General features: G+C 70.5%; 26 protein-coding genes and 1 pseudogene. 8 read left to right on the top strand and 19 right to left on the bottom strand.

Annotated elements, in window-relative coordinates:
- A pseudogene (locus tag H8B08_RS18105) lies at nucleotides 1-986 on the bottom strand (hypothetical protein); the annotation flags it as partial.
- Between the two features lie 333 nt (nucleotides 987-1,319).
- Between H8B08_RS18105 and pseG the strand changes: the two are divergent.
- A complete protein-coding gene (gene pseG, locus H8B08_RS18100) occupies nucleotides 1,320-2,366 on the top strand; it encodes a UDP-2,4-diacetamido-2,4,6-trideoxy-beta-L-altropyranose hydrolase (RefSeq protein WP_187451597.1) in 1,047 nt (348 codons plus the stop codon).
- Here pseG and H8B08_RS18095 read toward each other — a convergent pair.
- The 7 genes from H8B08_RS18095 to pseB are packed head-to-tail and all read right to left on the bottom strand — an operon-like array spanning nucleotide 2,341 to nucleotide 8,666.
- Nucleotides 2,341-2,910 (bottom strand): GNAT family N-acetyltransferase, encoded by a 570-nt coding sequence (locus tag H8B08_RS18095; protein WP_187451596.1) that lies wholly within the window; start codon nucleotides 2,908-2,910, stop codon nucleotides 2,341-2,343. The genes pseG and H8B08_RS18095 overlap by 26 nt on opposite strands.
- Nucleotides 2,907-3,596 (bottom strand): cytidylyltransferase domain-containing protein, encoded by a 690-nt coding sequence (locus H8B08_RS18090; protein WP_187451595.1) that lies wholly within the window; start codon nucleotides 3,594-3,596, stop codon nucleotides 2,907-2,909. The genes H8B08_RS18095 and H8B08_RS18090 overlap by 4 nt, the downstream gene beginning before the upstream one ends.
- Nucleotides 3,596-4,927 (bottom strand): aminotransferase class III-fold pyridoxal phosphate-dependent enzyme, encoded by a 1,332-nt coding sequence (locus H8B08_RS18085; RefSeq protein WP_222934573.1) that lies wholly within the window; start codon nucleotides 4,925-4,927, stop codon nucleotides 3,596-3,598. The genes H8B08_RS18090 and H8B08_RS18085 overlap by 1 nt, the downstream gene beginning before the upstream one ends.
- Nucleotides 4,909-5,958 carry a pseudaminic acid synthase gene (gene pseI, locus H8B08_RS18080; RefSeq protein WP_187451594.1) on the bottom strand — a complete coding sequence of 350 codons (1,050 nt, stop codon included), beginning with the start codon at nucleotides 5,956-5,958 and terminating at the stop codon, nucleotides 4,909-4,911. Before pseI ends, H8B08_RS18085 begins: the two co-directional genes overlap by 19 nt.
- Nucleotides 5,955-6,413 carry a GNAT family N-acetyltransferase gene (locus H8B08_RS18075; RefSeq protein ID WP_222934572.1) on the bottom strand — a complete coding sequence of 153 codons (459 nt, stop codon included), beginning with the start codon at nucleotides 6,411-6,413 and terminating at the stop codon, nucleotides 5,955-5,957. Before H8B08_RS18075 ends, pseI begins: the two co-directional genes overlap by 4 nt.
- A complete protein-coding gene (gene pseC / locus H8B08_RS18070; protein WP_187451593.1) occupies nucleotides 6,410-7,612 on the bottom strand; it encodes a UDP-4-amino-4,6-dideoxy-N-acetyl-beta-L-altrosamine transaminase in 1,203 nt (400 codons plus the stop codon). The genes H8B08_RS18075 and pseC overlap by 4 nt, the downstream gene beginning before the upstream one ends.
- The gene (gene pseB, locus H8B08_RS18065) at nucleotides 7,605-8,666 is read right to left on the bottom strand and encodes a UDP-N-acetylglucosamine 4,6-dehydratase (inverting) (protein WP_187451592.1); all 1,062 of its coding nucleotides are present in this window, start codon (nucleotides 8,664-8,666) and stop codon (nucleotides 7,605-7,607) included. Before pseB ends, pseC begins: the two co-directional genes overlap by 8 nt.
- Before the next feature lie 333 nt (nucleotides 8,667-8,999).
- On the opposite strand from pseB, the gene rfbC reads away from it, so the two are divergent.
- The 4 genes from rfbC to H8B08_RS18045 all read left to right on the top strand — a co-directional run bounded on the left by rfbC (nucleotide 9,000) and on the right by H8B08_RS18045 (nucleotide 12,948).
- The gene (rfbC, locus tag H8B08_RS18060; protein ID WP_187451591.1) at nucleotides 9,000-9,599 is read left to right on the top strand and encodes a dTDP-4-dehydrorhamnose 3,5-epimerase; all 600 of its coding nucleotides are present in this window, start codon (nucleotides 9,000-9,002) and stop codon (nucleotides 9,597-9,599) included.
- Entirely contained in the window at nucleotides 9,596-10,648 is a 1,053-nt protein-coding gene (gene rfbB, locus H8B08_RS18055; RefSeq protein ID WP_187451590.1) for a dTDP-glucose 4,6-dehydratase, read from the top strand. Before rfbC ends, rfbB begins: the two co-directional genes overlap by 4 nt.
- A complete protein-coding gene (gene rfbD / locus H8B08_RS18050) occupies nucleotides 10,645-11,523 on the top strand; it encodes a dTDP-4-dehydrorhamnose reductase (protein ID WP_187451589.1) in 879 nt (292 codons plus the stop codon). The genes rfbB and rfbD overlap by 4 nt, the downstream gene beginning before the upstream one ends.
- A 120-nt stretch (nucleotides 11,524-11,643) precedes the next feature.
- The gene (locus tag H8B08_RS18045) at nucleotides 11,644-12,948 is read left to right on the top strand and encodes a UDP-glucose/GDP-mannose dehydrogenase family protein (protein ID WP_187451588.1); all 1,305 of its coding nucleotides are present in this window, start codon (nucleotides 11,644-11,646) and stop codon (nucleotides 12,946-12,948) included.
- A gap of 76 nt (nucleotides 12,949-13,024) precedes the next feature.
- On the opposite strand, the gene H8B08_RS18040 is transcribed toward H8B08_RS18045, so the two are convergent.
- On the bottom strand, nucleotides 13,025-13,696 hold the full coding sequence (locus H8B08_RS18040) for an OmpA family protein (RefSeq protein WP_187451587.1): 672 nt from the start codon (nucleotides 13,694-13,696) through the stop codon (nucleotides 13,025-13,027).
- 176 nt (nucleotides 13,697-13,872) lie between these two features.
- Between H8B08_RS18040 and H8B08_RS18035 the strand changes: the two genes are divergently transcribed.
- Together H8B08_RS18035 and H8B08_RS18030 are read left to right on the top strand one after the other, a co-directional pair.
- On the top strand, nucleotides 13,873-14,781 hold the full coding sequence (locus tag H8B08_RS18035) for an isopenicillin N synthase family oxygenase (protein WP_187451601.1): 909 nt from the start codon (nucleotides 13,873-13,875) through the stop codon (nucleotides 14,779-14,781).
- 67 nt (nucleotides 14,782-14,848) lie between these two features.
- Nucleotides 14,849-16,942: an ATP-binding protein gene (locus tag H8B08_RS18030; protein ID WP_187451586.1), complete on the top strand. Its 2,094-nt coding sequence runs from the start codon at nucleotides 14,849-14,851 to the stop codon at nucleotides 16,940-16,942.
- A gap of 9 nt (nucleotides 16,943-16,951) precedes the next feature.
- Here H8B08_RS18030 and H8B08_RS18025 read toward each other — a convergent pair whose 3' ends face one another.
- The 8 genes from H8B08_RS18025 to obgE all read right to left on the bottom strand — a co-directional run bounded on the left by H8B08_RS18025 (nucleotide 16,952) and on the right by obgE (nucleotide 23,935).
- Nucleotides 16,952-17,431: an RNA pyrophosphohydrolase gene (locus H8B08_RS18025; protein WP_187451585.1), complete on the bottom strand. Its 480-nt coding sequence runs from the start codon at nucleotides 17,429-17,431 to the stop codon at nucleotides 16,952-16,954.
- The gene (locus H8B08_RS18020; protein ID WP_187451584.1) at nucleotides 17,428-18,618 is read right to left on the bottom strand and encodes a divergent polysaccharide deacetylase family protein; all 1,191 of its coding nucleotides are present in this window, start codon (nucleotides 18,616-18,618) and stop codon (nucleotides 17,428-17,430) included. Before H8B08_RS18020 ends, H8B08_RS18025 begins: the two co-directional genes overlap by 4 nt.
- An 82-nt stretch (nucleotides 18,619-18,700) precedes the next feature.
- Nucleotides 18,701-20,062 (bottom strand): S41 family peptidase, encoded by a 1,362-nt coding sequence (locus H8B08_RS18015; protein ID WP_187451583.1) that lies wholly within the window; start codon nucleotides 20,060-20,062, stop codon nucleotides 18,701-18,703.
- A gap of 61 nt (nucleotides 20,063-20,123) precedes the next feature.
- Nucleotides 20,124-21,230 carry a murein hydrolase activator EnvC gene (locus H8B08_RS18010; protein ID WP_187451582.1) on the bottom strand — a complete coding sequence of 369 codons (1,107 nt, stop codon included), beginning with the start codon at nucleotides 21,228-21,230 and terminating at the stop codon, nucleotides 20,124-20,126.
- A gap of 31 nt (nucleotides 21,231-21,261) precedes the next feature.
- Nucleotides 21,262-21,729, bottom strand: coding sequence for a 23S rRNA (pseudouridine(1915)-N(3))-methyltransferase RlmH (gene rlmH, locus H8B08_RS18005; RefSeq protein WP_163261937.1), 468 nt, complete (start codon nucleotides 21,727-21,729; stop codon nucleotides 21,262-21,264).
- Between the two features lie 9 nt (nucleotides 21,730-21,738).
- Nucleotides 21,739-22,113, bottom strand: a complete 375-nt coding sequence (gene rsfS / locus H8B08_RS18000) for a ribosome silencing factor (protein WP_187451581.1) — start codon at nucleotides 22,111-22,113, stop codon at nucleotides 21,739-21,741.
- A 119-nt stretch (nucleotides 22,114-22,232) separates the two neighbouring features.
- A complete protein-coding gene (locus tag H8B08_RS17995) occupies nucleotides 22,233-22,889 on the bottom strand; it encodes a nicotinate-nucleotide adenylyltransferase (protein WP_370545525.1) in 657 nt (218 codons plus the stop codon).
- Complete coding sequence (gene obgE, locus H8B08_RS17990) at nucleotides 22,877-23,935, bottom strand: GTPase ObgE (RefSeq protein WP_187451580.1); 1,059 nt, start codon at nucleotides 23,933-23,935, stop codon at nucleotides 22,877-22,879. Before obgE ends, H8B08_RS17995 begins: the two co-directional genes overlap by 13 nt.
- Before the next feature lie 324 nt (nucleotides 23,936-24,259).
- On the opposite strand from obgE, the gene H8B08_RS17985 reads away from it, so the two are divergent.
- Nucleotides 24,260-25,150 carry a hypothetical protein gene (locus H8B08_RS17985; protein ID WP_187451579.1) on the top strand — a complete coding sequence of 297 codons (891 nt, stop codon included), beginning with the start codon at nucleotides 24,260-24,262 and terminating at the stop codon, nucleotides 25,148-25,150.
- Nucleotides 25,151-25,196: 46 nt separating this feature from the next.
- Here the strand turns inward: H8B08_RS17985 and H8B08_RS17980 are convergent, their stop codons facing one another.
- Nucleotides 25,197-25,730 carry a GNAT family N-acetyltransferase gene (locus tag H8B08_RS17980; protein ID WP_187451578.1) on the bottom strand — a complete coding sequence of 178 codons (534 nt, stop codon included), beginning with the start codon at nucleotides 25,728-25,730 and terminating at the stop codon, nucleotides 25,197-25,199.
- Between the two features lie 147 nt (nucleotides 25,731-25,877).
- Nucleotides 25,878-26,147, bottom strand: a complete 270-nt coding sequence (rpmA, locus tag H8B08_RS17975) for a 50S ribosomal protein L27 (RefSeq protein WP_187451577.1) — start codon at nucleotides 26,145-26,147, stop codon at nucleotides 25,878-25,880.
- Nucleotides 26,148-26,165 lie beyond the last annotated feature (18 nt).

Below are 26,165 nucleotides of genomic sequence, written 5' to 3'. Positions count from 1 at the left end.
GTGTCGACCGAGTTGTCGTCGGCGTGCGAGTTGTCGGTGTTGTTCGAGTCGTTCGTCGAATTGTCGTCGTTCGACGAGCTGTCGTTACCGTTGTTGGAGTCCGAGCTGTCGGTCGAATTGTCGGTGGAGGTGTTGGTCGAGTTGTCGTCGTTCGACGAGCTGTCGTTGCCGTTGTTGGAGTCGTTCGTCGACGAATCCGTGTCGGTGTCGACCGAATTGTCGTCATGCGACGAGTTGTCGGTCGCCGTGTCGGTGGAGGTGTTCGTCGAGTTGTCGTCGTTCGACGAGCTGTCGTTGCCGTTGTTGGAGTCGTTCGTCGACGAGTCCGTGTCAGTGTCGACCGAGTTGTCGTCGGCGTGCGAGTTGTCGGTGTTGTTCGAGTCGTTCGTCGAATTGTCGTCGTTCGACGAGCTGTCGTTACCGTTGTTGGAATCGTTCGTCGACGAATCCGTGTCGGTGTCGACCGAATTGTCGTCATGAGACGAGTTGTCGGTCGCCGTGTCGGTGCTGGTGTTCGTCGAATTGTCGTCGTTCGACGAGCTGTCGTTGCCGTTGTTGGAGTCGTTCGTCGACGAATCCGTATCGGTGTCGACCGAATTGTCGTCGTGGGTCGAATTGTCGGTCGCCGTGTCGGTGCTGGTGTTCACCGAGTTGTCGTCGTTTGACGAACTGTCGTTACCGTTGTTCGAGTCGTTGGTCGACGAATCGGTGTCGGTGCGGACGGAGTTGTCGTCGCTGGACGAGCTGTCCGTCGTCGTGTTCGTCGATTTGTCGTTGTTATTGTCTGTCGCAGAAGAGTTGTTCTGCGCGGAATTGTCCTGCGAATTGTTTTGAGAGTTGTTCTGGCTGTTATTCTGGCTGTTGTTGTTGTTTGAGTTGGTGACCGTGTCCGGCTCGCTCCAACTCGCGTAAGCGGGGGCCGCATGGAAGGCCGCAGTAGCCAGAATGGCGGCGGAAACCGAACCCAACAGAACCTTGCTGTGCATTTGTTCTCTCCGAGGGAGCGCGAAATTGCCTACTGGAGGGCTCGTTCTCCCCTCCGGTCCGCACAACCCGCCCAATTTCCGCCTTGTTCCGACCTGTACAGAAAATAGGTCGCGCTTGTCAGGCAACGGAGCAGTAAAGCGTAACCGATACCAGCTACGCTAGCCGTACAGTAAAGCCTGTAATCTCAACAGCGCCGCCGTACTGCTTTGCCGTTGGCGCGGCGCCCGGAAAATTACTGACACGCTCGCACGCGCCAGACCTTCACCGTCTCAAGAAATTTTGGTTCGGCGTGTAGACTTGGCCGATACGCCTCAACCCGCTAACCCAGGGGCATGACCGACCTCGGCCGCCCGCGCGTGCTCTTCGTCGTGGACGCCGGCCCCGAGGTCGGCGGCGGCCACGTGATGCGCGCCCTGACCCTGGCGGGCGCTCTCGCCGACCGCGGGGCGGCCTGCGCCTTCCTGGCCGCGCCCGACGTCGCCGCGGTGCTGGACGCCTTCGCCGACAACCGCGTGCAGCGGGTCGCGGCCGCCGCGACCGCCCCCGAAGCGCTCGTGGCGGCGGCGGGGGCCGCGGCCTTCGACGCGGTGGTGTTCGACCATTTCCGGCTGGGGCGGGAGCACCAGTCCGAAATCGCGCGCCGCCGGCCGGCGCTGGTGGTCGACGACCTGGCCGACCGGCCCCTGCACGCCGATCTGGTGCTGGATCCGGGACCCGCGCGTCGGGCCGAGGACTATGCCGGCCTGGTCGGAGCGGAGACGCGGCTGCTGCTAGGCCCGATCTACGCCCTCGTGCGGCCGGCCTTCGCCGCCGTCCGCGAGACCGCTCTGGTCCGTCGGGCCGAAGGACGCCTCGAGCGCGTGCTCGTCTCGCTGGGCCTGACCGACGTCGGCGCGATCGCCGGGCGAGTCGTGAACCGCTTGCTGCCGCGCCTGGGCGAGGCGGGCGTGGACGTGGCGCTGGGCGCCGCCGCCCCCAGCCGCGCCGCGCTGGAACGGCTGGCCGAGCGCGACCCGCGCGTGCGCGTGCACGTGGAGACGAAGGACATGGCCGGCCTGATGGCGGCGGCGGACCTGGCGGTCGGGGCGGGCGGCTCGGCGGCGTGGGAGCGCTGCGTGCTGGGCCTGCCGACCGTGCTGGTGGTGCAGGCGGAAAATCAGGAGCCGGCGGCGCGGGCGCTGGCGCAGAGCGGCGCGGCCGAGGTGATCGACGCCCGCGCGCCCGACTTCGAAGCCGCCTTCGACCGCGCCTACACCGGCCTGGCCCGCAGCCCGGAGCGGCGCGCGAAGCTGTCGCGGATCAGCGCCGGCCTGTGCGACGGCCTGGGCGCCGGGCGCGTGGCCGAGGCCTTTCTCAGTCTTCCCGGGTCTCGATCCTGACCGGACCGCGCGGGACCCAGTCCTCGCGCAGCAGGCCGTATTCGATCACCGCCTCGCGCTGGCCCTCGAACACCACCTGCGAGCGGCGCCGGCCCTCGACCACGAAGCCGTTCTTCTCCAGCACCCGGCCGCTCTCGATATTGGGGGCGTAGATACCGGCGCAGAGCTTCTGCATCTCCAAGGTCTGGAAGGCGATGAAGCAGCCGATGCCGACCGCCTCGGTCGCCACCCCGCGCCCGCGCAGGCCGGCCTCGCCCAGGAAGTAGCTGATGTCGGCGGTGCCGTGATGCTTGTTGACCGGCCCGATCTTCAGGTTGCCGACGTGGCGCTCGTCCTCGACCATGAACAGGCCGAACAGGTACTCGTGCGGGCTCTCCCGCTTGGCCGCCACGAAGGCCTCGATCGCTTCGCGCGTATGGGTGCTGAAGCGGGTCTCCATGAAGCGGTTGGTGCTGGAGTCGTTCATCCAGCGCACGTAGGAATCGCCGACGTCGGTGCCCGCCAGCTCGCGCAGATAGACCCGCTCTCCGAACCAGCGCTTCACGCGGCGATCCGTTCGAACGGCAGGGCCAGGACGGCGTCCTGCCCGAAGCCCGGGTCGGCCTCGAACAGGGCGGCGTAGACCTGCTCCACGAAGGCGAAGTCCTCGGCGGTGTCGACCGTCCAGCGGCGGTCGGCCAGGTCGCGGTCTTGCGTCATCTGCACGATGCGGAATCGATCCGGGCGGCGGTAGAAGAAGGGCGTAACGTGCTCGCGCTCGAACGGCTCCGTCGCCTCGTCGACGGCCTGCGCCAGGGCGTTCGCGGTCACCACCTCCACGTCCAGCCCGTCCGGATAGGTGCGCTCCAGCGTGTTGGAGGTGTAGTCGGCCCCGCGCTCCAGATGCAGGCGCACGCAGGCGTCGATCACCGCCGGATCGGCCAGCGGGCAGTCAGCGGTCAGGCGCACGACGTGCTCGACCGATCCTTGCGCGGCCACGGCCGCGCCGAACCGGCCCAGCACGTCCTCCAGCGCCCCGCGGAACACGACCACGCCCTTGCTTTCGCAGTAGGCGGCCAGCGGGTCGTCGGAAGCGTCGACGCTGGTGGCCACCACCAGCCGATCCAGGGTGGTGCAGCGGGCCAGGCGCTCCAGGTGGCGGCCGATCATCGGTTCGCCCAGCAGCGGGCGCAGCACCTTGCCCGGAAGCCGGGTCGAACTCGTCCGCGCCTGCAGCACCGCCAGGATCATCAGCGCACCTTGAACAGAGGTTCCAGCGGCGCGCAACGGAGCTTCGCCTTCACTCCGCCGGGGCTGGACAGCCCGTCGGCCAGGATCGCGAACACCTCGTCGTAGGCGCTAAGCAGGGTTTCGACGTCCGCCTCGGAGTGGGCGTAGGACATATTATGCGTGCCGTAGGCCAGCACGCCGCGGGCGAAAACCTCCTGCATGAACAGGGTCTTCAGCTCGAAAGCGGTGGCGTTCGGGGCGTCGGCGACCAGCAGGAACGACCAGCTGGGATGGCCGGCCAGGGTCAGCACGCCCTCCAGGCCATGTTTGGCGACCAGCGGCGCGGCGCCGTCCAGCAACTGGCGGCCGCGGGCGTGCATGGTCTCGATCACCGGCTCGCGCTTCAGCTTGTCCATGGCCGCGCGCGCGGCGGCCAGCGACAGGGTCTCGCCGCCCATGGTGAAGGAGAAGAACACCTCCTCCATGAACCGCATCAGGTCGGCCCGGCCGCACACCGCCGACAGCGGGAAGCCGTTGGCGATGCCCTTGCCCAGCGTGCAGAGGTCCGGCGTCACCCCGAACAGCTCCTGCGCCCCGCCGGCGGCGTAGCGGAAGCCGGTGATGGTCTCGTCGAACACCAGCACGGCGCCGGCCGCATGGGTCAGGCGCTTCACGCCCTCCAGATAGCCGGGCGAGGGGAATTTGACGTTCATCGGCTCCAGGATGACCGCCGCCACCTGGCCTTTGAGGCTGTCGAGCCTGGCCTCCAGCGCCGGCAGGTCGTCGTAGGGGAAGGCGTGGGTCAGGGCCCGGGTCGCCTCCGGCACGCCGAGGTTGCGGGCGGTGGAGCCGATGTACCAGTCCTGCCAGCCGTGATAGCCGCAGACCAGCACGTGGTCGCGCCCGGTGGCGGCGCGGGCGATGCGGATCGCCCCCGAGGTGGCGTCCGAGCCGTTCTTGCCGAAGCGCACGGCCTCGGCGCACGGCACCAGCTCGCAGATGCGTTCGGCGACATCGGCCTCCAGCGCATGGCTGAGGGTGAAGATGGTGCCGTCCTTCAGCTGCTTCTCGACCGCGGCGTTCACGTCCGGGTCGGCGTAGCCCAGGGTCACCGAGCAGAGCGCGTTGATGAAGTCGACGTATTCGCTGCCGTCGACGTCCCACAGCTTCGAGCCCTCGGCGCGGGCCGCGAAATAGGGCGACACGCCCTGCGGATACTGGGTCAGGCTCTTGGAGAAGGTCTGCGCCCCCAGCGGAATGGTGCGCCGGGCGCGCTCCAGCTGGGCTTCGGAGCGGGCGTAGCGGCCGGAGGAGACGGTCGCCGCCTCCGTCTTCACGCGATCATGTCCCACTGCAGCGCTTCTCCGCGTTCGAGGTCCCGGGCGGCGGTCTTGCCGAGCACCGCGGGCAGGTGTTTGGGGGCCAGGCCGTAGCCGGGCCGGATGGAACGGACGTGCTCGGCCGTGATCGGCTCGCCGGCGCCGACCGAGCGGACGACGTAAAGCGACCGGCGGAAGGCCAGGTTTCCGCGCTCGGAGCCCTTCAGGTCGTAGTGCACCCGGCCCAGCGACCGCCAGGCCGCCTTGCAGTCGCGCACGAGCGCGGTGAACTCGGCCGGTTCCAGGCTGAACTCGGCGTCCGGCCCGCCGTCGGACCGGGCCAGGGTGAAGTGCTTCTCGATCACCGAGCCGCCCAGCGCGATCGACGCCACCGAGGCGGCCGAGCCCGGCGTGTGGTCCGACAGGCCGCCGACGCAGCCGAACGCCTCGGCCAGGTGCGGCACGGTGCGGACGTTGGCGTCCTCCATCGGCGCGGGATAGGCGCTGACGCAGTGCAGCAGCACCAGGCCGGGGCAGCCGTTCTCGCGCGCGGTCGCCACCGCCTCGCCGATCTCCTCGAAGTTCGCCAGACCGGTCGACATGATCATCGGCTTGCCGCGGCGGGCGACAGAGGCGATCAGCGGCAGGTCGACAGCCTCGAAGGAGGCGATCTTGTAGACCGGCGCGTCGAGGCGCTCGAGCAGGTCGATCGCCGTCTCGTCGAACGGGGTCGAGAACAGGAGCACGCCCAGTTCCTTGGCCCGCTTGAACAGCGCCTCATGCCATTCGTAGGGGGTGTGCGCCTCGCCGTAGAGGTCGTGCAGGGTGCGCCCGCCCCACGGCCCGCCCTCGATGCGGAAGTCCGGGCGGTCGCAGTCGATCGTGATGGTGTCGGGCGTGTAGGTCTGCAGCTTGATCGCGTCGGCGCCCGTGGCGGCGGCGGCGTCCAGCAGCTTCAGCGCGCGCTCCAGCGAGCCGTTGTGGTTGCCCGACAGCTCGCAGATCACGAAAGGCTCGTGCGCGGGACCGATTTTGCGGCCGGCGATCTCGATCTCGGGGATCACGGCGCCTCCCTCCGGAAGAACACGAAGCCGTCGGCCTCGCCGGTGCGGCAGAAGCCGGCCTCCTCGAACAGGCGCAGCGAACGGTCGTTGTCGGTGCGCACGCGCGCGGTCAGGGCGACGTCGGCCATGTGCGCGACGCCCGCGCCCAGCAGCTTGCCGCTCCAGCCCAGGCCGCGCAGCTCGGGGGCGACGGTGATGCTGACCTCCCAGACGCCGGGCCCGGCCTCGTCGAAGCGCAGGGTCCCGATCGCCTCGTCGGTGCGGGTCGCCTCGCCCACGAACAGCAGCCGGTCGGTGCGGGCCAGCGACCGGTCCAGCCAGGCCATGTGCGTGTCGAGGTCGACCTCGGCCGTGTCGACCGACATGGCCCGGGTCACCGGATCGTTGCGCCAGGCCAAGAGGCGGGCGGCGTCGGCCATGCCCGCCGGGCGCAGCCGCAGGGTCGGACCGGTCAAGACTGCAGCCCCAGCACCGCGGCCACGGCTTCGACCACGCGGGCCGGATCCTCGTCGCCCATGCCGGGGTAGAGCGGCAGGCTGAGCGTGGAGGCGTAGAAGGCGTCCGCGCCCGGCAGCACCTGCTCGCCGTAGAGGCCGCGATAGTAGGGCTGGCGGTGCACCGGGATGTAGTGCACCTGGGAGCCGATCCCGCGCGCGCGCAGCCGCTCGGCGACCTCGCGACGGCTGAGGCCCGCGGCCTCGAAGTCGATGCGCACCTGGAGCAGGTGGAGCGCCGGCTCGCAGCCGGCCGGAGTCGCGACCGTACGCACCAGCGGCGCGTAAGGGGCCAGCAGCTCGCGATAACGGCCGGCCAGGAAGCGGCGACGCGCGACAAAGCGGTCCAGCTTGGCGATCTGCGAGACCCCCAGCGCGCACAGCACGTCGGGCAGGCGGTAGTTCCAGCCCAGCTCGACCTGCTCGTACCACCACGGGTTCGGGCGGCCGTCGTCGAAGCCGTCGGCGATGGAGAAGTCGGCGCGCTCGATGCCGTGCGAACGGGCCCGGCGCATGCGCGCGGCGAACTCGGCGTCGTTGGTGGTGATCGCCCCGCCCTCGCCGGTGGCGATGGTCTTCACCGGGTGGAAGGAGAAACAGGCCGCGACGCTGTCGGCGCAGGCCCCGACCGGGCCGGCCGGCGTCCGCGTGCCGACCGCGTGGCAGGCGTCCTCGATCACCACCGCCCCGGCGGCTTCCGCCAGCTTGCGAACCGCCGCCGTGTCGACCGTGTTTCCGGCCAGGTGGACCGGCAGGACGGCGCGGAGCGGACGGCCGCCGACGCGGGTCAGCGCCTCGGTCAGGGTGTCGGCGGTCATCAGGCCGGTGGCCGGATCGACGTCGGCGAACACCACGTCGGCGCCCTGGTAGCGGGCGCAGTTGGCGGTCGCCACGAAGGTGATCGCTGGGACCACGCAGACGTCGCCCGGCTTCACGCCGGCGGCGTGCACGGCCAGGTGCAGGGCTGTGGTGCCGTTGGAGCAGACCACCGCGTGCTCGGCGCCCACGGCCTGAGCCAGCGCGGCCTCGAACCGGTCGACCAGCGGGCCGGTGGTCAGGAAGTCGGACTTCAGCGCGGCGACCACGGCGGCGAGGTCGTCGTCCTCGATGGTCTGACGCCCGTAGGGCAGGAACGGCGCGGCCCCGGCCCCGTCAGGCATGACAGGCGTCCAGCAGCGCGGCGATGCCGCCCGCGTCGAGCCGCTCGGCCGCGTCGGAGGTGTAGGCGAAGGCCTCCGGCACCCGCACGCCCGTGCCGTCGACGGCGAAGGAGGTGCGCGGATACTCCACGAAGTCCGGCTCGATGGCGTAGCGGTCGCCGAGGTCGACGGTGACCCGCGCGTCGTCGGCCGAGATCATCATCTCGTGCAGCTTCTCGCCCGGGCGGATGCCCACCACCCGGGTGCCGGCCTCCGGCGCCATGGCGCGGGCCAGGTCGGGGATGGTGCTGGCCGGGATCTTCGGCACGAAGATCTCGCCGCCGCGCATCACTTCCATGCACGACAGGACGAAGTTCACGCCCTGGTCCAGGGTGATCCAGAAGCGGGTCATCCGCTCGTCGGTGACCGGCAGCTCGGTCGCGCCCTTGGCCAGCAGGTTGCGGAAGAACGGCACCACGCTGCCGCGCGAGCCGGCCACGTTGCCGTAGCGCACCACCGAGAAGCGCGTGCCGATGTCGCCCGACAGGTTGTTGGCCGCCTGGAAGGTCTTGTCCGAGGCCAGCTTGGTCGCGCCGTACAGGTTGATCGGCGAGCAGGCCTTGTCGGTCGACAGGGCCACCACCGTCTGCACCCGGTTGTGCAGGCAGGCCCAGACCACGTTCTCAGCGCCGTTGACGTTGGTGGCGATGCATTCGGACGGATTGTACTCGGCCGCCGGCACCTGCTTCAGGGCAGCGGCGTGCACGACGATGTCGACGCCGCGGAAGGCCAGCTCAAGGCGGGCGCGGTCGCGCACGTCGCCCAGGAAGAAGCGCAGCCGGTCGGTCTTCTCCTTGGGGAAGGCCTCCAGCAGCTCGTTCTTCATGTCGTACTGCTTCAGCTCGTCGCGCGAGAAGACGATCACCTTGCGCGGCGAATAGCGCTCCAGGACCGTGCGCACGAAGCGTCGGCCGAACGAGCCGGTGCCGCCGGTGACAAGGACGACCTTGCCGTCCAGCAGGCGCGAGGTGGGCGCGAAATCGCGGAAAGGCGGGGAAGCGACGGCGTCGTACATGACGGATTCCCTAGGGTCTGCCTTCCTCGTAGGCGCACGCCCCTAAAACGAGCGTTAACGATGTTCGCCAGGCGCGGCGGCCCTGAGGACCTTGTGCCGTGTCGCCGGACGATGCGCGCGGCGCACGTCGTCGCAGCCACGGAACCGGTTGAAGCTGTGCAGGTTGTTTCGAAAGGCGCGCGCGGCCGCGGACGCCGTCGCCTGGGAGGAGGCGACGACGCCCGCTTCCGCGCCGAGCGAGCGCATTCGGAGGGGACCGCTCATGGACGGAGACTGGCGCCGGAAGATTGCCGCCGGCTTGCCGAACGCGGTTAAGCAGGTCTGAGCCGCCCGATGCCCGCCCGCTATCGCTCCACCGACCGGCTCGAGGTCATCCCCACCGCCCTGCCCGAGGTCGTGCTGTTCCGCCCCCGGCGCATGGCCGACGGACGCGGCTTCTTTGTCGAGGCCTGGAACCGGCGCACCTACGCGGAAGCCGGCCTGGACATCGACTTCGTCCAGGACAACCTGTCCCACTCGGCCCGGCCGTTCACGGTCCGGGGCCTGCACTATCAGTCGCCGCCGGCCCAGCAGACCAAGCTGGTCTCCGTCGCGCGCGGGCGGGTGGCCGACGCCGTGGTCGACGCCAGGCGGGGCTCGCCCACCTTCGGCCGGGCGGTGACCATCGAGCTGTCGGCCGAGAACGGCCTGCAGATCCTGGCCCCGCGCGGCTTCCTGCACGGCATGGTCACGCTCGAGCCCGACACCGTGGCCACCTACAAGACCGACGCCCACTATTCCGGCCCGCACGACGGAGCGGTGGCCTGGAACGACCCCGACCTGGCCATCGACTGGGGCGTCGATCCGGCCCGGGTGGTGATCTCCGACAAGGACGCCGGCGCGCCGCTTTGGCGCGACTGGACCTCGCCCTTCAGCGTCGGCGAGGCGGCGTGAGGCTGCTGGTCACCGGCGGCTGCGGCTTTATCGGCTCGGCGGTGGTGCGGCAGGCCGTCCGGCGCGGGATCGAGGTCGTGAACGTCGACGCCCTCACCTACGCCGCCAATCCGGCCAACGTGGCGGAGGCGGAGGGCTCGCCGCTCTACGCCTTCGAAAAGGCCGACGTGCGCGACCGCGCCGCCATGGCCGACATCTTCGCGCGCCGGCGGCCCGACGCGGTCATGCACCTCGCGGCCGAAAGCCACGTGGACCGCTCGATCGACGGCCCGCTGGCCTTCGTGGAGACCAACGCGCTGGGCGCGGCGGTGATGCTGGACGCCGCCGCGCGTTTCCGCGACGGCCTGCCCGGGGCCGAGCGCGACCTCTTCCGCTTCCATCACGTCTCGACCGACGAGGTGTTCGGCGCGCTGGGCGCCGACGGCGCCTTCGACGAGGCTTCGCCCTATCGGCCCAATTCGCCTTACGCGGCGTCGAAGGCGGCGGCCGACCTGCTGGCCCGGGCGTGGGGCGCGACCTACGGGCTGAACGTGGTCACCACCAACTGCTCGAACAATTACGGGCCGTTCCAGCATCCGGAGAAGCTGATCCCGACCGTGGTGCTCTCCGCCCTGGAGGGGCGGCCCATCCCGATCTACGGCGGCGGGACGAACGTGCGCGACTGGCTCTTCGTGGAGGACCACGCCGAGGCCCTGCTGCTGGTGCTCGAGAAGGGCCGCGCCGGCGAGACCTACGCCATCGGCGCCCGGGCGGAAGCCGCCAACCTCGACCTGGCGCTCAAGCTGTGCGGCGTGCTCGACACGATCGCGCCGCGCAAGGACGGCGGCGCCTACGCCGAGCAGATCAGCTTCGTCGACGATCGGCCCGGCCACGACTTCCGCTATGCGCTGGACGCCTCCAAGATCCAGGCCGACCTGGGTTGGAGCCCGCGGGTCGCCCTGAACGAGGGGCTGGAACGGACCGTGCGCTGGATGCTGGACAATCCCGGCTGGATCGCCGCCGCCCGCGCCGGCGGCTTCGACGGCGGGCGGCTGGGGCTCAGCCGATGAGCCTGCGGGTCCTGCAGTTCGGCTCGACCGGTCAGATCGGCCGGGCGCTGGTCGACCAGGCCGCCCGGCGCGACGTCGAGATCGTCGCCCTCGACCGGTCCCGCGTGGACCTGCGCGCGTCCGACGCGGTCGCCCGCGCCGTGCGCGAGGCCGGGCCGGTCGACCTGGTGGTCAACGCCGCCGCCTTCACCCGCGTGGACGACGCCGAAGCCGCCGAGGAGGAGGCTTTCGCGGTCAACGCCGAGGCGCCTCAGGCCATGGCCGAGGCCTGCGCCCGGCGCGACCTGCCGCTGGTCCATTTCTCCACCGACTACGTGTTCGACGGCGAAAAGGGGGCGCCCTACGCCGAAGGGGACGCGCCGCGCCCTTTGAACGCCTACGGCCGCTCCAAGCTGGCCGGCGAGCGGGCGGTGCTGGCCGCATGCCCGCGCGCCCTGGTCGTGCGGGTGTCCTGGGTGTTCTCGCCGTGGGGGACGAACTTCTTCAGCTGGATCCTGTCCCAGGCCGGCCGGCGCGAGCCGCTGCGCATTGTCGAGGACCAGATCGGCCGCGCCACCTCGGCCCTGGACGCCGCCGCCTTCGTGCTGGACCTGGCCCCGCGCCTCGTCACAGCTCCGGCGGGCGACCCGATCTTCGGCCTGCTGCACTTCGCCAACGCCGGCGCCGTCTCGCGCCGCGCCTTCGCGGAGGAGCTGTTCGCCCTGGCCGGCGGCGGCCCGCCGGTCGAAGGCGTGGCCTCGGCCGCCTTTCCAGCGGCCGCCGTGCGCCCGCTGCGGGCCGAGCTCGGCACCGGTCGACTGGAACGCGAATTTCTTGCGCCGCCGCGACCCTGGCGAGAAGCGGCTCTGGAGGTGCTGGCCCGCCGAAAAGGGTGAACCGCGCTCGCCGAACGCGTCCGGGCCACTGGCGTCGAAGCCCCGGAAAAGCTATCTCCTCGGGACCTTGGAAGCTCCGCCGCAGACGCGGGGCGCCTCATCAAACTGGAAGGTTCGTCGATGCGTGTCGCGATGATCGGGACCGGCTACGTTGGGCTGGTCTCCGGAGCCTGTTTCGCTGACTTCGGCCACGTGGTGACCTGCGTCGACAAGGACGCGTCCAAGATCGAGCGCCTGAAGCAGGGCGAAATCCCGATCTTCGAGCCCGGCCTGGACCAGTTGGTCGCCACCAACGTGCGCGAGGAGCGGCTGTTCTTCACCACTGAGGCGGCGGACGCCATCAAGGACGCCGACGCGGTGTTCATCGCCGTGGGCACGCCGTCGCGCCGCGGCGACGGTCACGCCGACCTGTCCTACGTCTACGCCGCCGCCGAAGAGATCGCCGACCTGATGGACGGCTTCACCGTGGTGGTGACCAAGTCGACCGTGCCGGTCGGCACCGGCGACGAGATCGAAGAGATCATCAAGAAGCGCCGCCCCGACGCCCAGTTCGCCGTGGTCTCCAACCCGGAGTTCCTGCGCGAGGGCGCGGCCATCAACGACTTCAAGCGGCCCGACCGGGTCGTGGTCGGCACGGACGACGAGCGCGCGCGCCACGTCATGTCCGAGCTGTACCGCCCGCTGAACCTGAACGAGACGCCGCTGGTCTTCACCGGCCGGCGCACCTCGGAGCTGATCAAGTACGCCGCCAACGCCTTCCTGGCGCTGAAGATCACCTTCATCAACGAGATCGCCGACATCTGCGAGAAGGTCGGCGCGGACGTGAACCAGGTGGCCCGCGGCATCGGCCTGGACAACCGCATCGGCTCCAAGTTCCTGCACGCCGGCCCCGGCTACGGCGGCTCGTGCTTCCCGAAGGACACGCTGGCCCTGGTGCGTACGGCGGCCGATTACGGCGCGCCGATCCGCCTGGTCGAGACCACTGTCGAGGTGAACAACGCCCGCAAGAAGGCCATGGCCGAGAAGATCGCCGCGGCCATGGGCGGCGACCTGCAGGGCAAGACCGTCGGCCTGCTGGGCCTGACCTTCAAGCCCAACACCGACGACATGCGCGACTCTCCCTCGCTGGACATCGTCCCTGCCCTGCAGGCGAAGGGCGCCACCGTCCAGGCCTTCGATCCGGAAGGCATGCACGAGGCCGAGAAGATGCTGTCGGGCGTGGTGTTCAAGGACGGCCCCTACGAGGCCATCACCGGCGCGGACGCGATGGTCATCGTCACCGAGTGGGACCAGTTCCGCGCGCTGGACCTGGACCGCGTGCGGCTGCTGCTGCGCAGCCCGACGTTGGTGGACCTTCGCAACGTCTACCGCCCCGACGACATGCGCGCCCGCGGCTTCAACTACACCAGCATCGGCCGCGTCTAAGCCGGTGGATGCCTGAAGCGACGAGGGCGGCCGCTCCCCGGAGCGGCCGCCCTTTTCGCATCCGCTGGGGACCCGCTCAGGTGGTGGTGTGCGGACGCAGGATGATCTCCACCCGGCGGTTCTGGGCGCGGCCCTGCTGCGTGGCGTTCGAGGCGATCGGTTCGCTCTCGCCGCGGCCGGCGACGAACAGGCGGGCGCGCAGCACCTTGTGGCTGAGCAGGTAGTCGCCGACCGCCAGGGCGCGCCGTTCCGACAGCACCTGGTTGTGGGCGTCCGACCCGTCGGCGCTGGCGTGACCCACGATGTCGACATAGGTGGCCGGATAGCGGTTCAGCACGGCGGCGACGTCGTCGAGCACCGGATCGAAGCGCGGCTGGATGGCGGCGCTGTCCAGGGCGAAGGTGACGTCGCCGGGCATCTGCAGGACGATGTTCTCGCCCTGCCGGATCACGCCCACCCCGCTCCCGGCCAGGTGGTGCTGCAGCTCGGCCTCCTGGCGGTCCATGTAGCGGCCGATCCCGGCGCCGGCGAGCGCGCCGATGCCGGCGCCGATCAGGGCGTTGGTCCGCCCCTCCTCGCTCTTGTTGGTGTTGGTGGCGTAGCCCAAAGCCGCGCCGCCGACGGCGCCCATGAGCGCGCCGGTCGCGGTGTTGTTGCGGCGGACCTGGCCGGTGTACCGGTCCAGCGTCGAGCAGGCCGCTAGCAGCGCGGCCGTCGCCGCGCAGAGGGCGACATTCCTGGAGATCATGCGCCGGAATCCTCGTGGCTGATCCGGCCTGACAACGTGAAGCTAACGGCGACGGTTCCCCCCTCTCGCCCCCCTGTTTCCTCGGCGCGAACCCTGTAGAAAGCGCCCCAGAAACGACAGTCCGAGGTTTCCCCGTGAGCGTCGACGCCCCCGCCTCCGCCATCGAACCGGTGTCCATGCGCCGCTGCGAGACCGACTTCGACGGCTTCGCCGAGGCGCTCGGCGCGTCCTTCCGCCGGTACGGCTTCGCGGTGATCTCCGACCATGGCCTGGACCAGGCGGTGATCGACGGGGCGCTGGCGCGGACCCGCGCCTTCTTCGCCCTGCCGGACGCGGTCAAGCGCGCCTATCACATCCCCGGGACTGGCGGCGCGCGCGGCTACACCCCGTTCGGCACGGAAGCCGCCAAGGACGCCGACACCGTCGACCTGAAGGAATTCTGGCACGTCGGCCGCGACCTGCCGGAAGACCACCCCTATCGCCGCTACATGCCCGACAACCTGTGGCCGACCGAGATCGAGGGCTTCCACGAGTATGTCGGCGCCCTCTACGGCGCGCTGGACGACATGGGCGCCAAGGTGCTGCGGGCGATCGCGCGCGGGCTGGACCTGCCGCTCGACTTCTTCGCGGACAAGGTCGCGCTGGGCAACAGCGTGCTGCGCCTGCTGCACTACCCGCCGGTGCCGGCGGACGCACCGGGCGTGCGGGCCGGGGCGCACGAGGACATCAACGTCATCACCTTGCTGCTGGGCGCCGAAGAGGCCGGCCTGCAGGTCAAGGACCGCGACGGCCAGTGGCTGCCGATCAATCCGCCCCCGGGCGCGCTGGTCTGCAACATCGGCGACATGCTGCAGCGCCTGACCAACCACGTGCTGCCCTCGACCACCCACCGGGTGGTCAATCCGGCCCCGGAACGGCGCGGCTTCTCGCGCTACTCCACGCCCTTCTTCCTGCACTTCGAGCCGGAATATCTGATCCGCACCCTGCCGGGCTGCATCTCGGCGGAAAACCCGGACCGCTATCCGGAGCCGATCACGGCGGACGACTACCTTCAGCAACGCTTGCGCGAAATCCGCCTGCTTTAAGCCTTAACGCGCACCAAACTTTAAGAGGCTGCGGCCCAGGCTCCTCCCGAGCAGGAGGAAGCGTGCCATGGACATCGCGGCGCCCGTTCCCGTCGACGAACAAGAGCGCCTCGCGGTCCTGCACGACCTCGGCCTGCTGGAGGCCGCGCCCACCCTGGGCCTGGACCGTCTGACCCGCCTGGCCACCGTCGTCGCCGAGGCGCCGTTCGGCCTGGCCGCGCTCGTGGACGTCGACGAGGTCCGGTACAAGGCCGCGGTCGGCCTCGACGCCGACGGGGCGCTCCGCCACCGCTCCTTCTCCGCCTGGGTGATCCTGGCCGACGAGCCGCTGTGGGTCGCCGACGCCTTCGAGGACGACCGCTTCCGCGAGGCCTCCAAAGGCAAGGGCCGTCCCGACTTTCGCGCCTACGCCGGCGCGCCGATCACGGTCCAGGGCCGCCGCGTCGGCGCGCTCTGCGTCGGCTGGTTCGCACCACGCCCCTACGACGCCGCGGTCGCGTCGCATATTTCCGAACTGGCCAGCCTGATCTCCGACGAGTTCGAGCTGCACGCGGCCAAGACGCGGCTGGCGGCCGCCCTGGAAGAGACCCGCCAATCCGAAAACCGGCTGAAGCTGGCGACCGAGATCGCCGACCTGACCGTCTGGGAGTACTCCTACGTCCGCCAGTCGCTGGAGTACGCCGTCGGCGACGTGCCCACGGTCTTCCACGGGCAGCGGGACTACGAATCCTTCGTCGGCGAGTGGCTGAACCTGCTGCATCCGGAAGACCAGGCCTGGGTCGAGCGGGCCTGGCGCGAGCATGTCGAGACCGGCGCCCGCTTCGCCTGCGAGTACCGTCAGAAGGGCCGGCGCGGCGACGAGATCTGGGTGCGCAACGTCGCCCAGGCCACCCGCGACGAGGAGGGCCGGCCGGACCGGATCGTCGGCGTGATCCGCAACATCACCGCCCGCAAGCGCAGCGAGTTGGCGGTCGCCCGCGCCCGCGAACAGGCGGAGACCGCCAGCCGGGCCAAGAGCGAGTTCCTGGCCAACATGAGTCATGAAATCCGCACGCCCCTGAACGGCGTGCTGGGCGTGGCGGGGGCGCTTGCCCGCACCGAGCTCGCTCCCGGCCAGCGCGGCATGGTCCGTCTGATCGAGACCTCGGCCGAGACGCTGGAGGTGCTGCTCTCCGACCTGCTGGACCTGGCCCGCATCGAATCCGGGCGCATGGAGCTTGCGGCCGAGCCCTTCGACCTGGAGGAGGCCACCCGTTCGGTGGCGGCCCTGTTCGAGGCCAAGGCGGCCGAGAAGGGCCTGAACTTCGAGGTCGAGCTGCACGCCGACGCCAAGGGCCGCTTCGTCGGCGACGTGGTGCGGGTGCGCCAGATCCTCGCCAACCTGCTGTCCAACGCGGTGAAGTTCACCGATCGGGGCGGCGTGCGCCTGTCGGTGCGCACCACCTGCGGGCGCGAACGCTGCACCCTGCGCTTCGAGGTCGCCGACACCGGCATCGGCTTCGACGAGAGCTTCCGCGCACGACTGTACGAACGCTTCGAGCAGGCCGACGGCTCGATCACCCGCCGTTTCGGCGGTACGGGCCTGGGCCTGTCGATCTGCAAGTCGCTGGCCGAGCTGATGGGCGGACGCCTCGATGCGGTCGCCACCCCCGGCGAAGGCGCGACCTTCTCGTTGGAGGCGCCCTTCGACCGCGCCCCGGCCGCGGCGGCCGAGACCGGCGCGCCGCCTTGCGTCGAGGTCGCGCCGCTGCGCCGCGCCCGCGTGCTGCTGGCCGAGGACCATCCGACCAACCGCACGGTCGTCGAGCTGATCCTGGCCGGCGCGGACGTGGACCTGGTGTCGGTCGAGAACGGCGCCGAGGCGCTGGACGCCTTCACGCCCGGCGCGTTCGACCTGGTGCTGATGGACATGCAGATGCCGGTGATGGACGGCCTGTCCGCCATTCGGGCGATCCGGCGCCTGGAGGCCCAGGCCGGCGCGTCGCGCACGCCGGTTTACGCGCTCACAGCCAACGCCCTGCCCGAGCACGCCGAGGCCTCGCGCGCGGCCGGGGCGGACGACCACCTGACCAAGCCGCTGTCGGCCGCGACCCTGCTGGCCTCGGTCGCGCGGGCGGTGGCTCAGCGCGCGAGCGTCGAGGCGGGCGTGGAGGCGGCCTGAAGACGGGACCTACGCCGCGAACGCCTTGAAGGCCGCGACCACCTGCTCGTAGGCGGCGCGCTTGAAGGGCACGACCAGGTCCAGCACCTCGCCGAGGTCGGCCCAGCGCCAAGCGTCGAACTCGGCCGGCGGGTGGGCTTCGAGGTTCACCTCGGCGTCCTCGCCCTCGAACCGGTAGGCGAACCATTTCTGCTTCTGGCCGCGCCAGCCCTTGGCGATCTTCGAGCCCTCGGCCTCGGGCGGGAAGTCGTAGGTGATCCAGCCCTCGGTCTCGCCCAGCGGGCGGATAGAGACCACGCCGGTCTCTTCCCGCAGCTCGCGGCGCGCCGCCGTCTCCCAGTCCTCGCCGTCGTCGACGCCGCCCTGGGGGAACTGCCAGTTGTAGGGCCCCGGCGTGCCGGCGCGGCGGCCCAGCCAGACGCGGCCCTCTGCGTTGAAGAGGACGACGCCGACGTTGGGGCGATAGAGGTCGAGGTCTAGCGGGGTCACCGCCGCGCAACCGCCGAGGCGGGCGCGAGTTGCAGGCCGCGGCTCTTCAGGCCGTCGGCCCAGCGGGTGGCCACTTCCACCGTCACCGGATAGGCGAAGCCGGAACCGAGCGCCGAGCCGCGGCTGCGGGCGGTCTGCTCGAGCGCGTTCAGCTCGCTGGCGATGGCCTGGGCGGACAGCTGGTCGTCGACGATGGCGTCGGCGCTGGCCCGGGCCCAGGCGCCGCCGCGCTTGCGCGCCGAACCGTCGTCCATGAAGGCGAGGCCCCGGCTCTTCAGGGCGCCGGTGAAGGCGCCCATGCCCGAGTCGGAGGTCACGAACCGCTGGCCCAGATAGTTGGTCACGCCGAAGTAGCCGGTGGCGCGGCTCAGCAACCACTCCAGGCGCTTGACCGTCTCGGCCGGCTGGGCGTCGGCCAGCAGGGTGTAGGGACCCGGATCGTTGTCCGGATAGTCCACCGGCTCCATCGGGATCTCGAGCAGGACCTCGTGGCCGTTGGCGCGGGCCAGGTCGATCCAGCCCTGCAGGCCTTCGGCGTAGGGCACGAAAGACAGGGTGATCTCGGGCGGCAGGCGTTCGATGGCGGCCTTGGTGGCGGCGGCGTTCAGGCCCAGGCCGCCGACGATCAGGGCGACCCTGGGCTGGCCGTTTGACTTGAAGGGGCGGGCGTAGGCGCCGAACGGCGTGCGGCCGTCCGCGGCGACCACCGGCATCGGGCCCAGCGGGCCGGGCACGTTCACGCCGGCCAGGGGCGCGGCCGGCAGCGGATCGGCCGGGACGCGGCGCGGCGCGGCGGCGGTCGGTGCGGCGGAGGCGGCCGCGCCTTCCGGCAGCTCGATGGTGGCTGTGCCCTGCACGGGCGGCGCGTCGGTCAGGTCGAAGCCCGGGACCGCGAGGTCCTGGTACATGCCCAGGGAGTCGATGGTGAAGGCTTCGAAGCCGGTCGGGGCCGCGGCGGCGGCCTTCGGCGCGGGCCGCTGCAGGGCCACGCGCACGGACGGCGCGCCCGCGCGCGGGTCGGCGGCGACCATCAGCAGAACCGCAGCCGCGCCCATGAACAGCACGCCAGCGCCGGCGGGCGCCACGAACGGCTTCTTGGCGAACGCCAGCAGCGCGCGCACGTCGAACCGCGATTGCGGCGCGGCGGCGGCGGTCCCGGCGAGGGCGAGGCGGCGTTTGGCGAACATGGACCCTGAGCGTCGGCTCGAAGACGAGGTTTCCGAGGCTCAGGGTCTGTCCGGCGGGTTAAGAAACCCTGACGGTCTTAACCTATTTTTTCACGGCCGCGGCCGGGGCCTCGGCCACCTTGGCCGGGACGGGGGCGGCGATCTTCGGCAGGGCCTTCAGGTCGCCCTTCACGGACAGCACCTGGAAGGCGCGCTCCAGCTGGAAGTCCTTCTTCTCGTCGAAGCCGGCCGGCGGCGCTTCGGTGGGCTTGTGCGGCCCCTTGCGCTCTGCCTTCTCGGCGGCGTCGAGCGCGTTCGAGTAGGCGGCTTCGCTGTAGATGAAGTTCGACTCCGAGACGATCTCCGCCTCCTTGACCGAACGCGCGACCTCGAGGTCCGGCTCGATGCCGGTCTTCTGGATCGAGCGCCCCGAGGGCGTGTAGTAGCGCGCCGTGGTCAGGCGCAGCGCTCCGTCGCGGCCCGAGCGCAACGGCATCACCGTCTGCACCGAGCCCTTGCCGAAGCTGGTCAGGCCGACCACCGTCGCCCGCTCGTGGTCCTTCAGGGCGCCGGCGACGATCTCGGCCGCCGAGGCCGAGCCGTAGTTGATCAGCACCACCACCGGCAGGCCGTGGGCCAGGTCGCCCGGGGTGGCGTTGTAGCGCTCGATGTCGCGCGGATCGCGGCCGCGCTGGGAGACGATCTCGCCGCCTTCCAGGAAGGCGTCGGCCACCGCCACCGACTGCTCGAGAATGCCGCCGGGGTTGTTGCGCAGGTCCAGCACGACGCCCTTCATGTCGGGCTTCTGGGCGCGCAGCTTGTTCAACGCGTCGACCGTCTCCTGGCCGGTGTTCTCGTTGAAGCTGGAAATGCGCACCACGCCGTAGTCGCCCTCGACGCGCTCGCGCACCGATTTCAGGTTGATGACCTCGCGGGTCAGGTTGCGCTCGATCGGCTTCTCCTCGCCCTCGCGCGCGAAGGTGACCTGCACCTTGGTGCCCATGGCCCCGCGCAGCTTGTCGCCGGCCTTCTTCAGGGTCATGCCGACGGTGTTCTCGCCGTCGATCGAGGTGATCACGTCGCCGGCCTGCACGCCCGCCTTGGCGGCCGGGCCCTCGTCCATCGGCGTGATGACCTTCACGAGGTTGTTGTCGACCGTGATCTCCAGGCCCACCCCGCTGTACTGGCCGCGCGCGCGTTCGCGCAGGTCGTTGTACTCCTCGGGGTTCATGTAGTTGGAGTGCGGGTCGAGCGAGGTGAGCATGCCGTTCAGGGCCGCTTCGATCAGCTTCTTGTCGTCGACTTCGACGACGTACTGCTGCTCGACGACGGCGAGCACGTCGCCGAACAGCTCGAGCATGCGGAAGGTCTCGGACTTGGGCGCGAACGACGACTGGGCGGCGTAGGCGACCGCGCCCGCGCTCAACGCCAAGGCCGAAACTCCGATCACCAGCAGCTTGCGCATTCGCGTCCTCGCGCTTCCAGGCCCGGGCGTCCGCCATGAACGCTCTCGGCCACGCATCAAATCAGTCCCGACGACCTTCGTCGAGCCACCGCGCCGGATCGACCGGCGCTTCGTTACGGCGAATTTCAAGATAGAGTTCCGGCGGCGGCCCGGAAGAGCCGCTCATGCGGCCGATCGGTTCCCCGGCCGCGACGGATCGTCCGGTCCGGGCCGACACCTCGTCCATTCCAGCGACCACCACGTGGTAGCCGCCCCCCATGCGCAGGATCACGACCTCGCCCCACTGCTTCAGCGGGCCGGCGTAGGCGACCACGCCGGCGGCCGGGGCGAGGACCTGAGCCGAGCGTTCGGTGCGCCACGTCCACCCGTCGGACCGCCCGGCGCCGGCGCTCTGGCCAAAGCGGCGGATCAACTCGCCCCGGACCGGCGCGGACAACCGCCCCGGACCGGCGCCGGACTCGCCAGGATGCGACAAGCCCTGAATGAGCCCGCCCAGATCCTGAACCCGCTCGGCCAAGGCGCGCGCCTCGCGCTCGGCGGTCTCGGCGTCGCTGGAGAGGCGCGCTTCGAGGTAGGATTTCTCGCGGATCAGGCGCTCGATCTCCGCGCGGCGGTCGGCCGCGGCGCTCTCGGCGGTGAACAAGGCCTCGCCGGCCAGCGCGGCTTCGCGCCGGAGCCGGTTGATCTCTTCGGCCTCGCCCTTCAGCGCGTCGGCCCGGCGCTCCAGCTCCGGGGCCACGGCGCGCATCAGGATGGCGGCGCGCACGGCGTCGGTGGCGGAGTCCGGCGACACTAGAAGCGCCGGCGGCGGATCGCGGGTGTAGAGCTGCAGCGCGCCCAGCAGGCGGGTCAGCTTGGCCCGGTTGCGGCTCATGCGGGCGGTCAGCTCGCTCTCGCGCGCGTTCAGCCGGTCGAAGCGGGCCCGTTGGCTGGCGACGTCGGCCTCGTCGGTCGACTGGCGTTGCGCCAGCGACACCAGCTGGGCGCGCAGCCGCTCGATCTCCTGCGAGGCGTCGCGGGCCTGGGCGCGCAGCTGTTCGCTCTCGCGCGCCCTGTCCTGGCGCTCGGCCTCCAGCCGGTCGATCTCGTCGCGATTGCCCTTCTGTCCCCACGCGGGCGTGGAGGCCAGGGTCACGACGGCCAGGACGGAAGCGACGCGGCGAAGCATGGGGCTAGCTATAGCGCCGCGGCGGCGGCGCTCAATCGCGGTGATAGGGCGAGCCGCCCAGTATGGTGACGGCCCGATAGACCTGCTCGGCCAGCATCACCCGGGCCAGGGCGTGCGGCCAGGTCTGCGGTCCGAAGGCCAGCTTGAAGCGGGTGGCCGCGCGCACCTCGTCGGACAGGCCGTCGGCCCCGCCGATGAAGAACACCAGCCGCCGCTCGCCCTGGTCGCGCAGGCGCTCCACCCGCGCCGCGAAATCGCGCGAGCGGAAGGTTTCGCCCCGCTCGTCGCAGGCGACGAGGTAGGCGCCCGGCCCGATCGCCTCCAGCAGGGCTTCGCCCTCGGCGGCCTTGCCGGGCTTGCGCGGCTCGATTTCCAGGATGTCGACCGGGCCCAGGCCCAGGGCCCGGCCCGCGGCCGTCGCCCGCTCGGCGTAGTCGCGGGCCATGGCGGCCTCGGGCGAACGGCCGAGCCGCCCGACGGCCGCGATGGTGACCCGCATGCGCCGCTCTTAGACCGCCTGCGGAGTCCGGTGCGGCGCGTCGACCGACCAGATCTTCTCGATGTTGTAGAAGGCGCGGACCTCCGGGCGGAACAGGTGAATCACCACGTCCCCGGCGTCGATCAGCACCCAGTCGCAGTGCGGCAGGCCTTCGACCCGCGCACGACCGTAGCCGGCGTCCTTGAGGGCGCGCAGCAGGTGATCGGCCAGCGCGCCGACATGGCGGGCCGAGCGGCCCGACGCCACGATCATGGAGTCGGCGACCGAGCTCTTACCCTTCAGGTCGATGTGAACGATCTCCTGGGCCTTGTCGTCGTCCAGGCGCTTCAGGATCAGTTCTTCGAGCGAAACGTCTTCATCTCGCAGCGGGTGAACCGGGTCCATCTCATGAGACGTGTTGGACACCGCGTTCGATTGCGCGTCATGCGCAGGGGGGCGACTCAGCTTCAAACTCCTCTACGGCCTGGCCGTGACGTGAACCCTATCACGTAAGGGGCCTCAGGTCATCCGGCGAGCGGCACGGTGCTTTTGGCCGCAGTTCGGGCTCGGATGGCGGTCGAAGACACCGCCTGCAGCGGCGCGACGAGGTAGGCCCACGCAGGCGCTTTCGCGCCCGACAGGCCCTTGGCCGCATGCTCCGGGAGACGGGCGCGAGCGAAGCGCTGGGCGAACGGCGAGGTGCGGCCTTTCAGCGCCTCGGGGCCAGGCCGGGCGACGACGGCGATCGGGACCAGCCGGGCGATATGGCGCCAGGCCCGCCAGCGATGAAACTGGGCCAGGTTGTCGGCGCCCATGATCCAGACGAAGCGCACGCCGGGAAAGCGGGCCTTCAGCGCGCGCAGGGTGTCGACGGTGTAGCGGGTCCCGGCGCGGGTCTCGAAGTCGGAGACCAGCGCCCCCTTCGGCGCGACCGCCTCGGCCCCGGCCATCCGCGCGGCCAGCGGCGCGGTCTCCCGGTCGGACTTCAGCGGGTTCTGCGGCGAGACCAGCCAGATCACCCGGTCCAGGCCCAGCCGCTTCATGGCCGTCTCGGTCACGTGCGCGTGCCCGGCGTGGGCCGGATTGAACGAGCCGCCGAACACGCCGACCCGCATGCCGGGCTCCAGATGGAAGCCCGGGCGGAGCGGCGCGCGCGGCGAGCCGCCGCTCAGGGGCGCCACTCGCCGGCGTCGGGCTCGTCGTGGCCCAGCTGTTCGGCCCGCTTTTCCTCGGCCCGCTTCTCGCGGATTTCGCCCCAGGCGGCGCGCAACAGCTCGGTCACGCCTTCGCCGGAGACGCCGGAGATCACGAACGGGCGCTTGCCGGCGGCGGCCTCCAGCTCGGCGAGCTTCTCGTCCCGCAGCTCCGGGGTCAGGGCGTCGGCCTTGTTGAGGGCCAGCAGCTCCGGCCGCTCCGCCAGGCCTTCGCCGTAGGCCTCCAGCTCGCCGCGGATGGTGCGATAGGCGCCGGCGACGTCGTCCTGCGTGCCGTCGACCAGGTGGACCAGCACGGCGGTGCGCTCGACGTGGCCGAGGAACTTGGTGCCCAGGCCCGCGCCTTCCGACGCGCCCTCGATGAGGCCGGGAATGTCGGCGATGACGAAGCGTTCGTTGGTCGACAGGTCGACCACGCCGAGGTTGGGCGTGAGCGTCGTGAACGGATAATCGGCGATCTTCGGCCGGGCGGCCGACACCGCCGCCAGGAAGGTGGACTTGCCGGCGTTGGGCAGGCCGACCAGGCCGGCGTCGGCGATCAGCTTCAGCCGCAGCCAGATCCACTTCTCCTGACCTTCCTGGCCGGGCATGGCGAAGCGGGGCGCCTGGTTGATCGGTCCCTTGAAGTGCACGTTGCCGAAGCCGCCGTTGCCGCCCTTGAGCAGACGCAGGCGCATGCCGGCGTGGTCGAGGTCGGCGATGAGGGTCTCGCGGTCCTCCTCGTAGACCTGGGTGCCGACCGGCACCTTCAGCACCACGTCGTCGCCGGCCGGGCCGTTCATCTGGCGCCCGGCCCCGTGCATGCCCGTCTGGGCCTTGAAGTGCTGCTGGTAGCGGTAGTCGATCAGTGTGTTCAGGCCTTCGACCGCCTCGATCCAGACGTCGCCGCCGCGGCCGCCGTCGCCGCCGTCAGGGCCGCCGTATTCGATGAACTTCTCCCGGCGGAACGACACGGCTCCGCCGCCGCCGTTGCCGGAGCGGATAAAGATCTTGCACTGGTCGAGGAACTTCATGGGCGGGTTGTGAACCAGGGGCGCGCGAAGGTCGAGGGGGTCGTACGCATCCGATCCGGCGCGACGCGGCCGCCAAGGCCGCTCAAGCCGGCGGCGCCCGTGCTTTGCGGCTCCGCGCGTCGCCGCCCGCGAAGGTGTGCGGCCCCGGCCGCAAGCTTCCGACCGGAAGCTTAAAGTAAACGGATTGTCGGGCGCCCAGCGATCAGCAAACCCGCACCCAGAACGAGGTTTGCGCGCCGGTAAGCGTAATGAATATTTAGAGACTCCAATGCGACAAGACGGCCGAGGGCTCGTGTAGAAGCGCGCGGGCCGGAGGGAACAGCGGTGTCGCAGAGCGCTGATATCGCCGTGTCGTCCTGGGAGGACGACATCGAGAAGTTGAGCCTGCCGGATCTGATGCGGAAGTATCCGATCGAGGCGGGGGCCCACCGGGGCATGCTGTTTCATCGCGGACGCGGCCTCAACCCGGGCTGGCGCGAGTTCAAGCGGTTCCTGGCCGACATGGGCCCGTGCCCGCAGGTCGGCTATGTCCTGACCTTCTACGACCCCAACGAGATCAGCTACGGCCCGGGCCGGGTCTGCTGGTGCGATCCGGCCAAGCCGCCGAAGAAGTTCGTGCCGCCGGCCGACGCGCTCAGGCCCGACGCCATGGCCCAGTGGACCACCGTCCAGGGCCGTCAGGTCGCCCACACCGACGTGGCCAAGGTTCTGCAGATCCCGATGGCGACCTTCTCCTCGGCGCTGAACGAGGGGCGCACCGCCGACGAGGTGGTGCACCAGTCGACCGCCGCCGACGAGCTGATCAATCCGAACGCCTCGTGGTTGCCGCCGGACACCGAGCGGCGCAACGGCTTCCTGCAGGCCTACAAGGCGTGGCACCTGCGCATCCGGCCCGCCTACAGCCGCGCGGCCACGCCGGCCTTCCTGTTCGCCTACATCGCCGTGCCGGTGCTGCGCGATTCCCGCAAGCTGCTCACCGAGCTTGGCCTATGGGAGCCGCTGAGCCTGAAGGACACCAAGGCGCGCGACGCCCACCCGGCCTGGAAACGCTGGTGCGAGTTCCTGCCGCGCGCCCAGACGGCGGTGAACGAGATCGACGCCTACCGCAGCTATTCGCTGTTCACCGAGCTGGAAGACCTGGCCGACCGGATCACCAAGGCGGAGCTGCGGTTCCGGCACGGCCCGAAACAGCCGCCCATGCGCAAGGCGGCGTGACCCGGGCCGGCCAGGCTCAATCCAGCCAGATTCAGGCCAGCCAGACTCAGGCCAGCCAGACCATCATCCGGATCGGCGTGTCCTCGCCCCGCGCGCGCGAGTGCTTGGTGCGCACCTCGCCGGTGTAGAGGAAGCCGGCGTTGCTGAGCACGCGGCCGGAGGCCGGATTGTCGGTGAAGTGCCCCGCGACCACCGCCCTCTTCTTCCAGCGACGCCGCGCCCAGTCGAGCGCGCCCTCCGCCGCCTCGCTGGCGAAGCCGCGGCCCCAGAACGGCCGGCCGATCCAGTAGCCGACCTCCGGATAGGGATCGGCGTCGTGGAAGAAACCGAGCACGCCGATCGGCCCCTCGTCCTCGTGGTCGAGCACGAAGGTGTTCTCGCGACGGGGATCCTGGGCGGCCGTGCGGGCCACGAACTCCTCGGCGTCGGCGCGGGTGTAGGGGTGCGGCATGCGCGTGGTCATGCGCGCGATGTCCCGGTCGTCGGCCAGACAGGCCAGACGGGCCACGTCCTTCTCTTCCGGAGCGCGCAGGGTCAGGCGCCGGGTTTCGATCCGGGGGGAGAAATCGATCACGCACATGCCAGCCTCCTTTGGGGCCGAGGCCCCGGGCTGCGGGAAAAAGAAAACGGGGAGCCCGGCGATCCGGACTCCCCGCTTGGAATTTCCTCGTCCGGATCGCTGCTTTGTGGGCGGCGCGATCCGGAACGTGTGCGTTCTAGCTCGCGCCTATTCGGCGGCCTGTAGAGCCGGGATTACGGACACGAAACACTTGTTGTCGCGCTTGGTCGTGAACTTCACGGCGCCTTGCACGGTGGCGAACAGAGTGTGGTCGCGGCCCATCCCGACGTTGTCGCCGGCATGGAATTTGGTGCCGCGCTGGCGGACGAGGATGTTGCCGGCGAGCACGCGCTCACCGCCGAACTTCTTCACGCCAAGGCGTTTGGATTCGGAATCGCGACCGTTGCGCGACGAACCGCCGGACTTCTTATGTGCCATAGGTCTAGCTCCTGAACT

The organism is Caulobacter sp. 17J80-11 (assembly GCF_014349105.1).
Lineage (GTDB): Bacteria > Pseudomonadota > Alphaproteobacteria > Caulobacterales > Caulobacteraceae > 17J80-11.
This window is presented reverse-complemented; position numbering and strand designations above follow the sequence as displayed.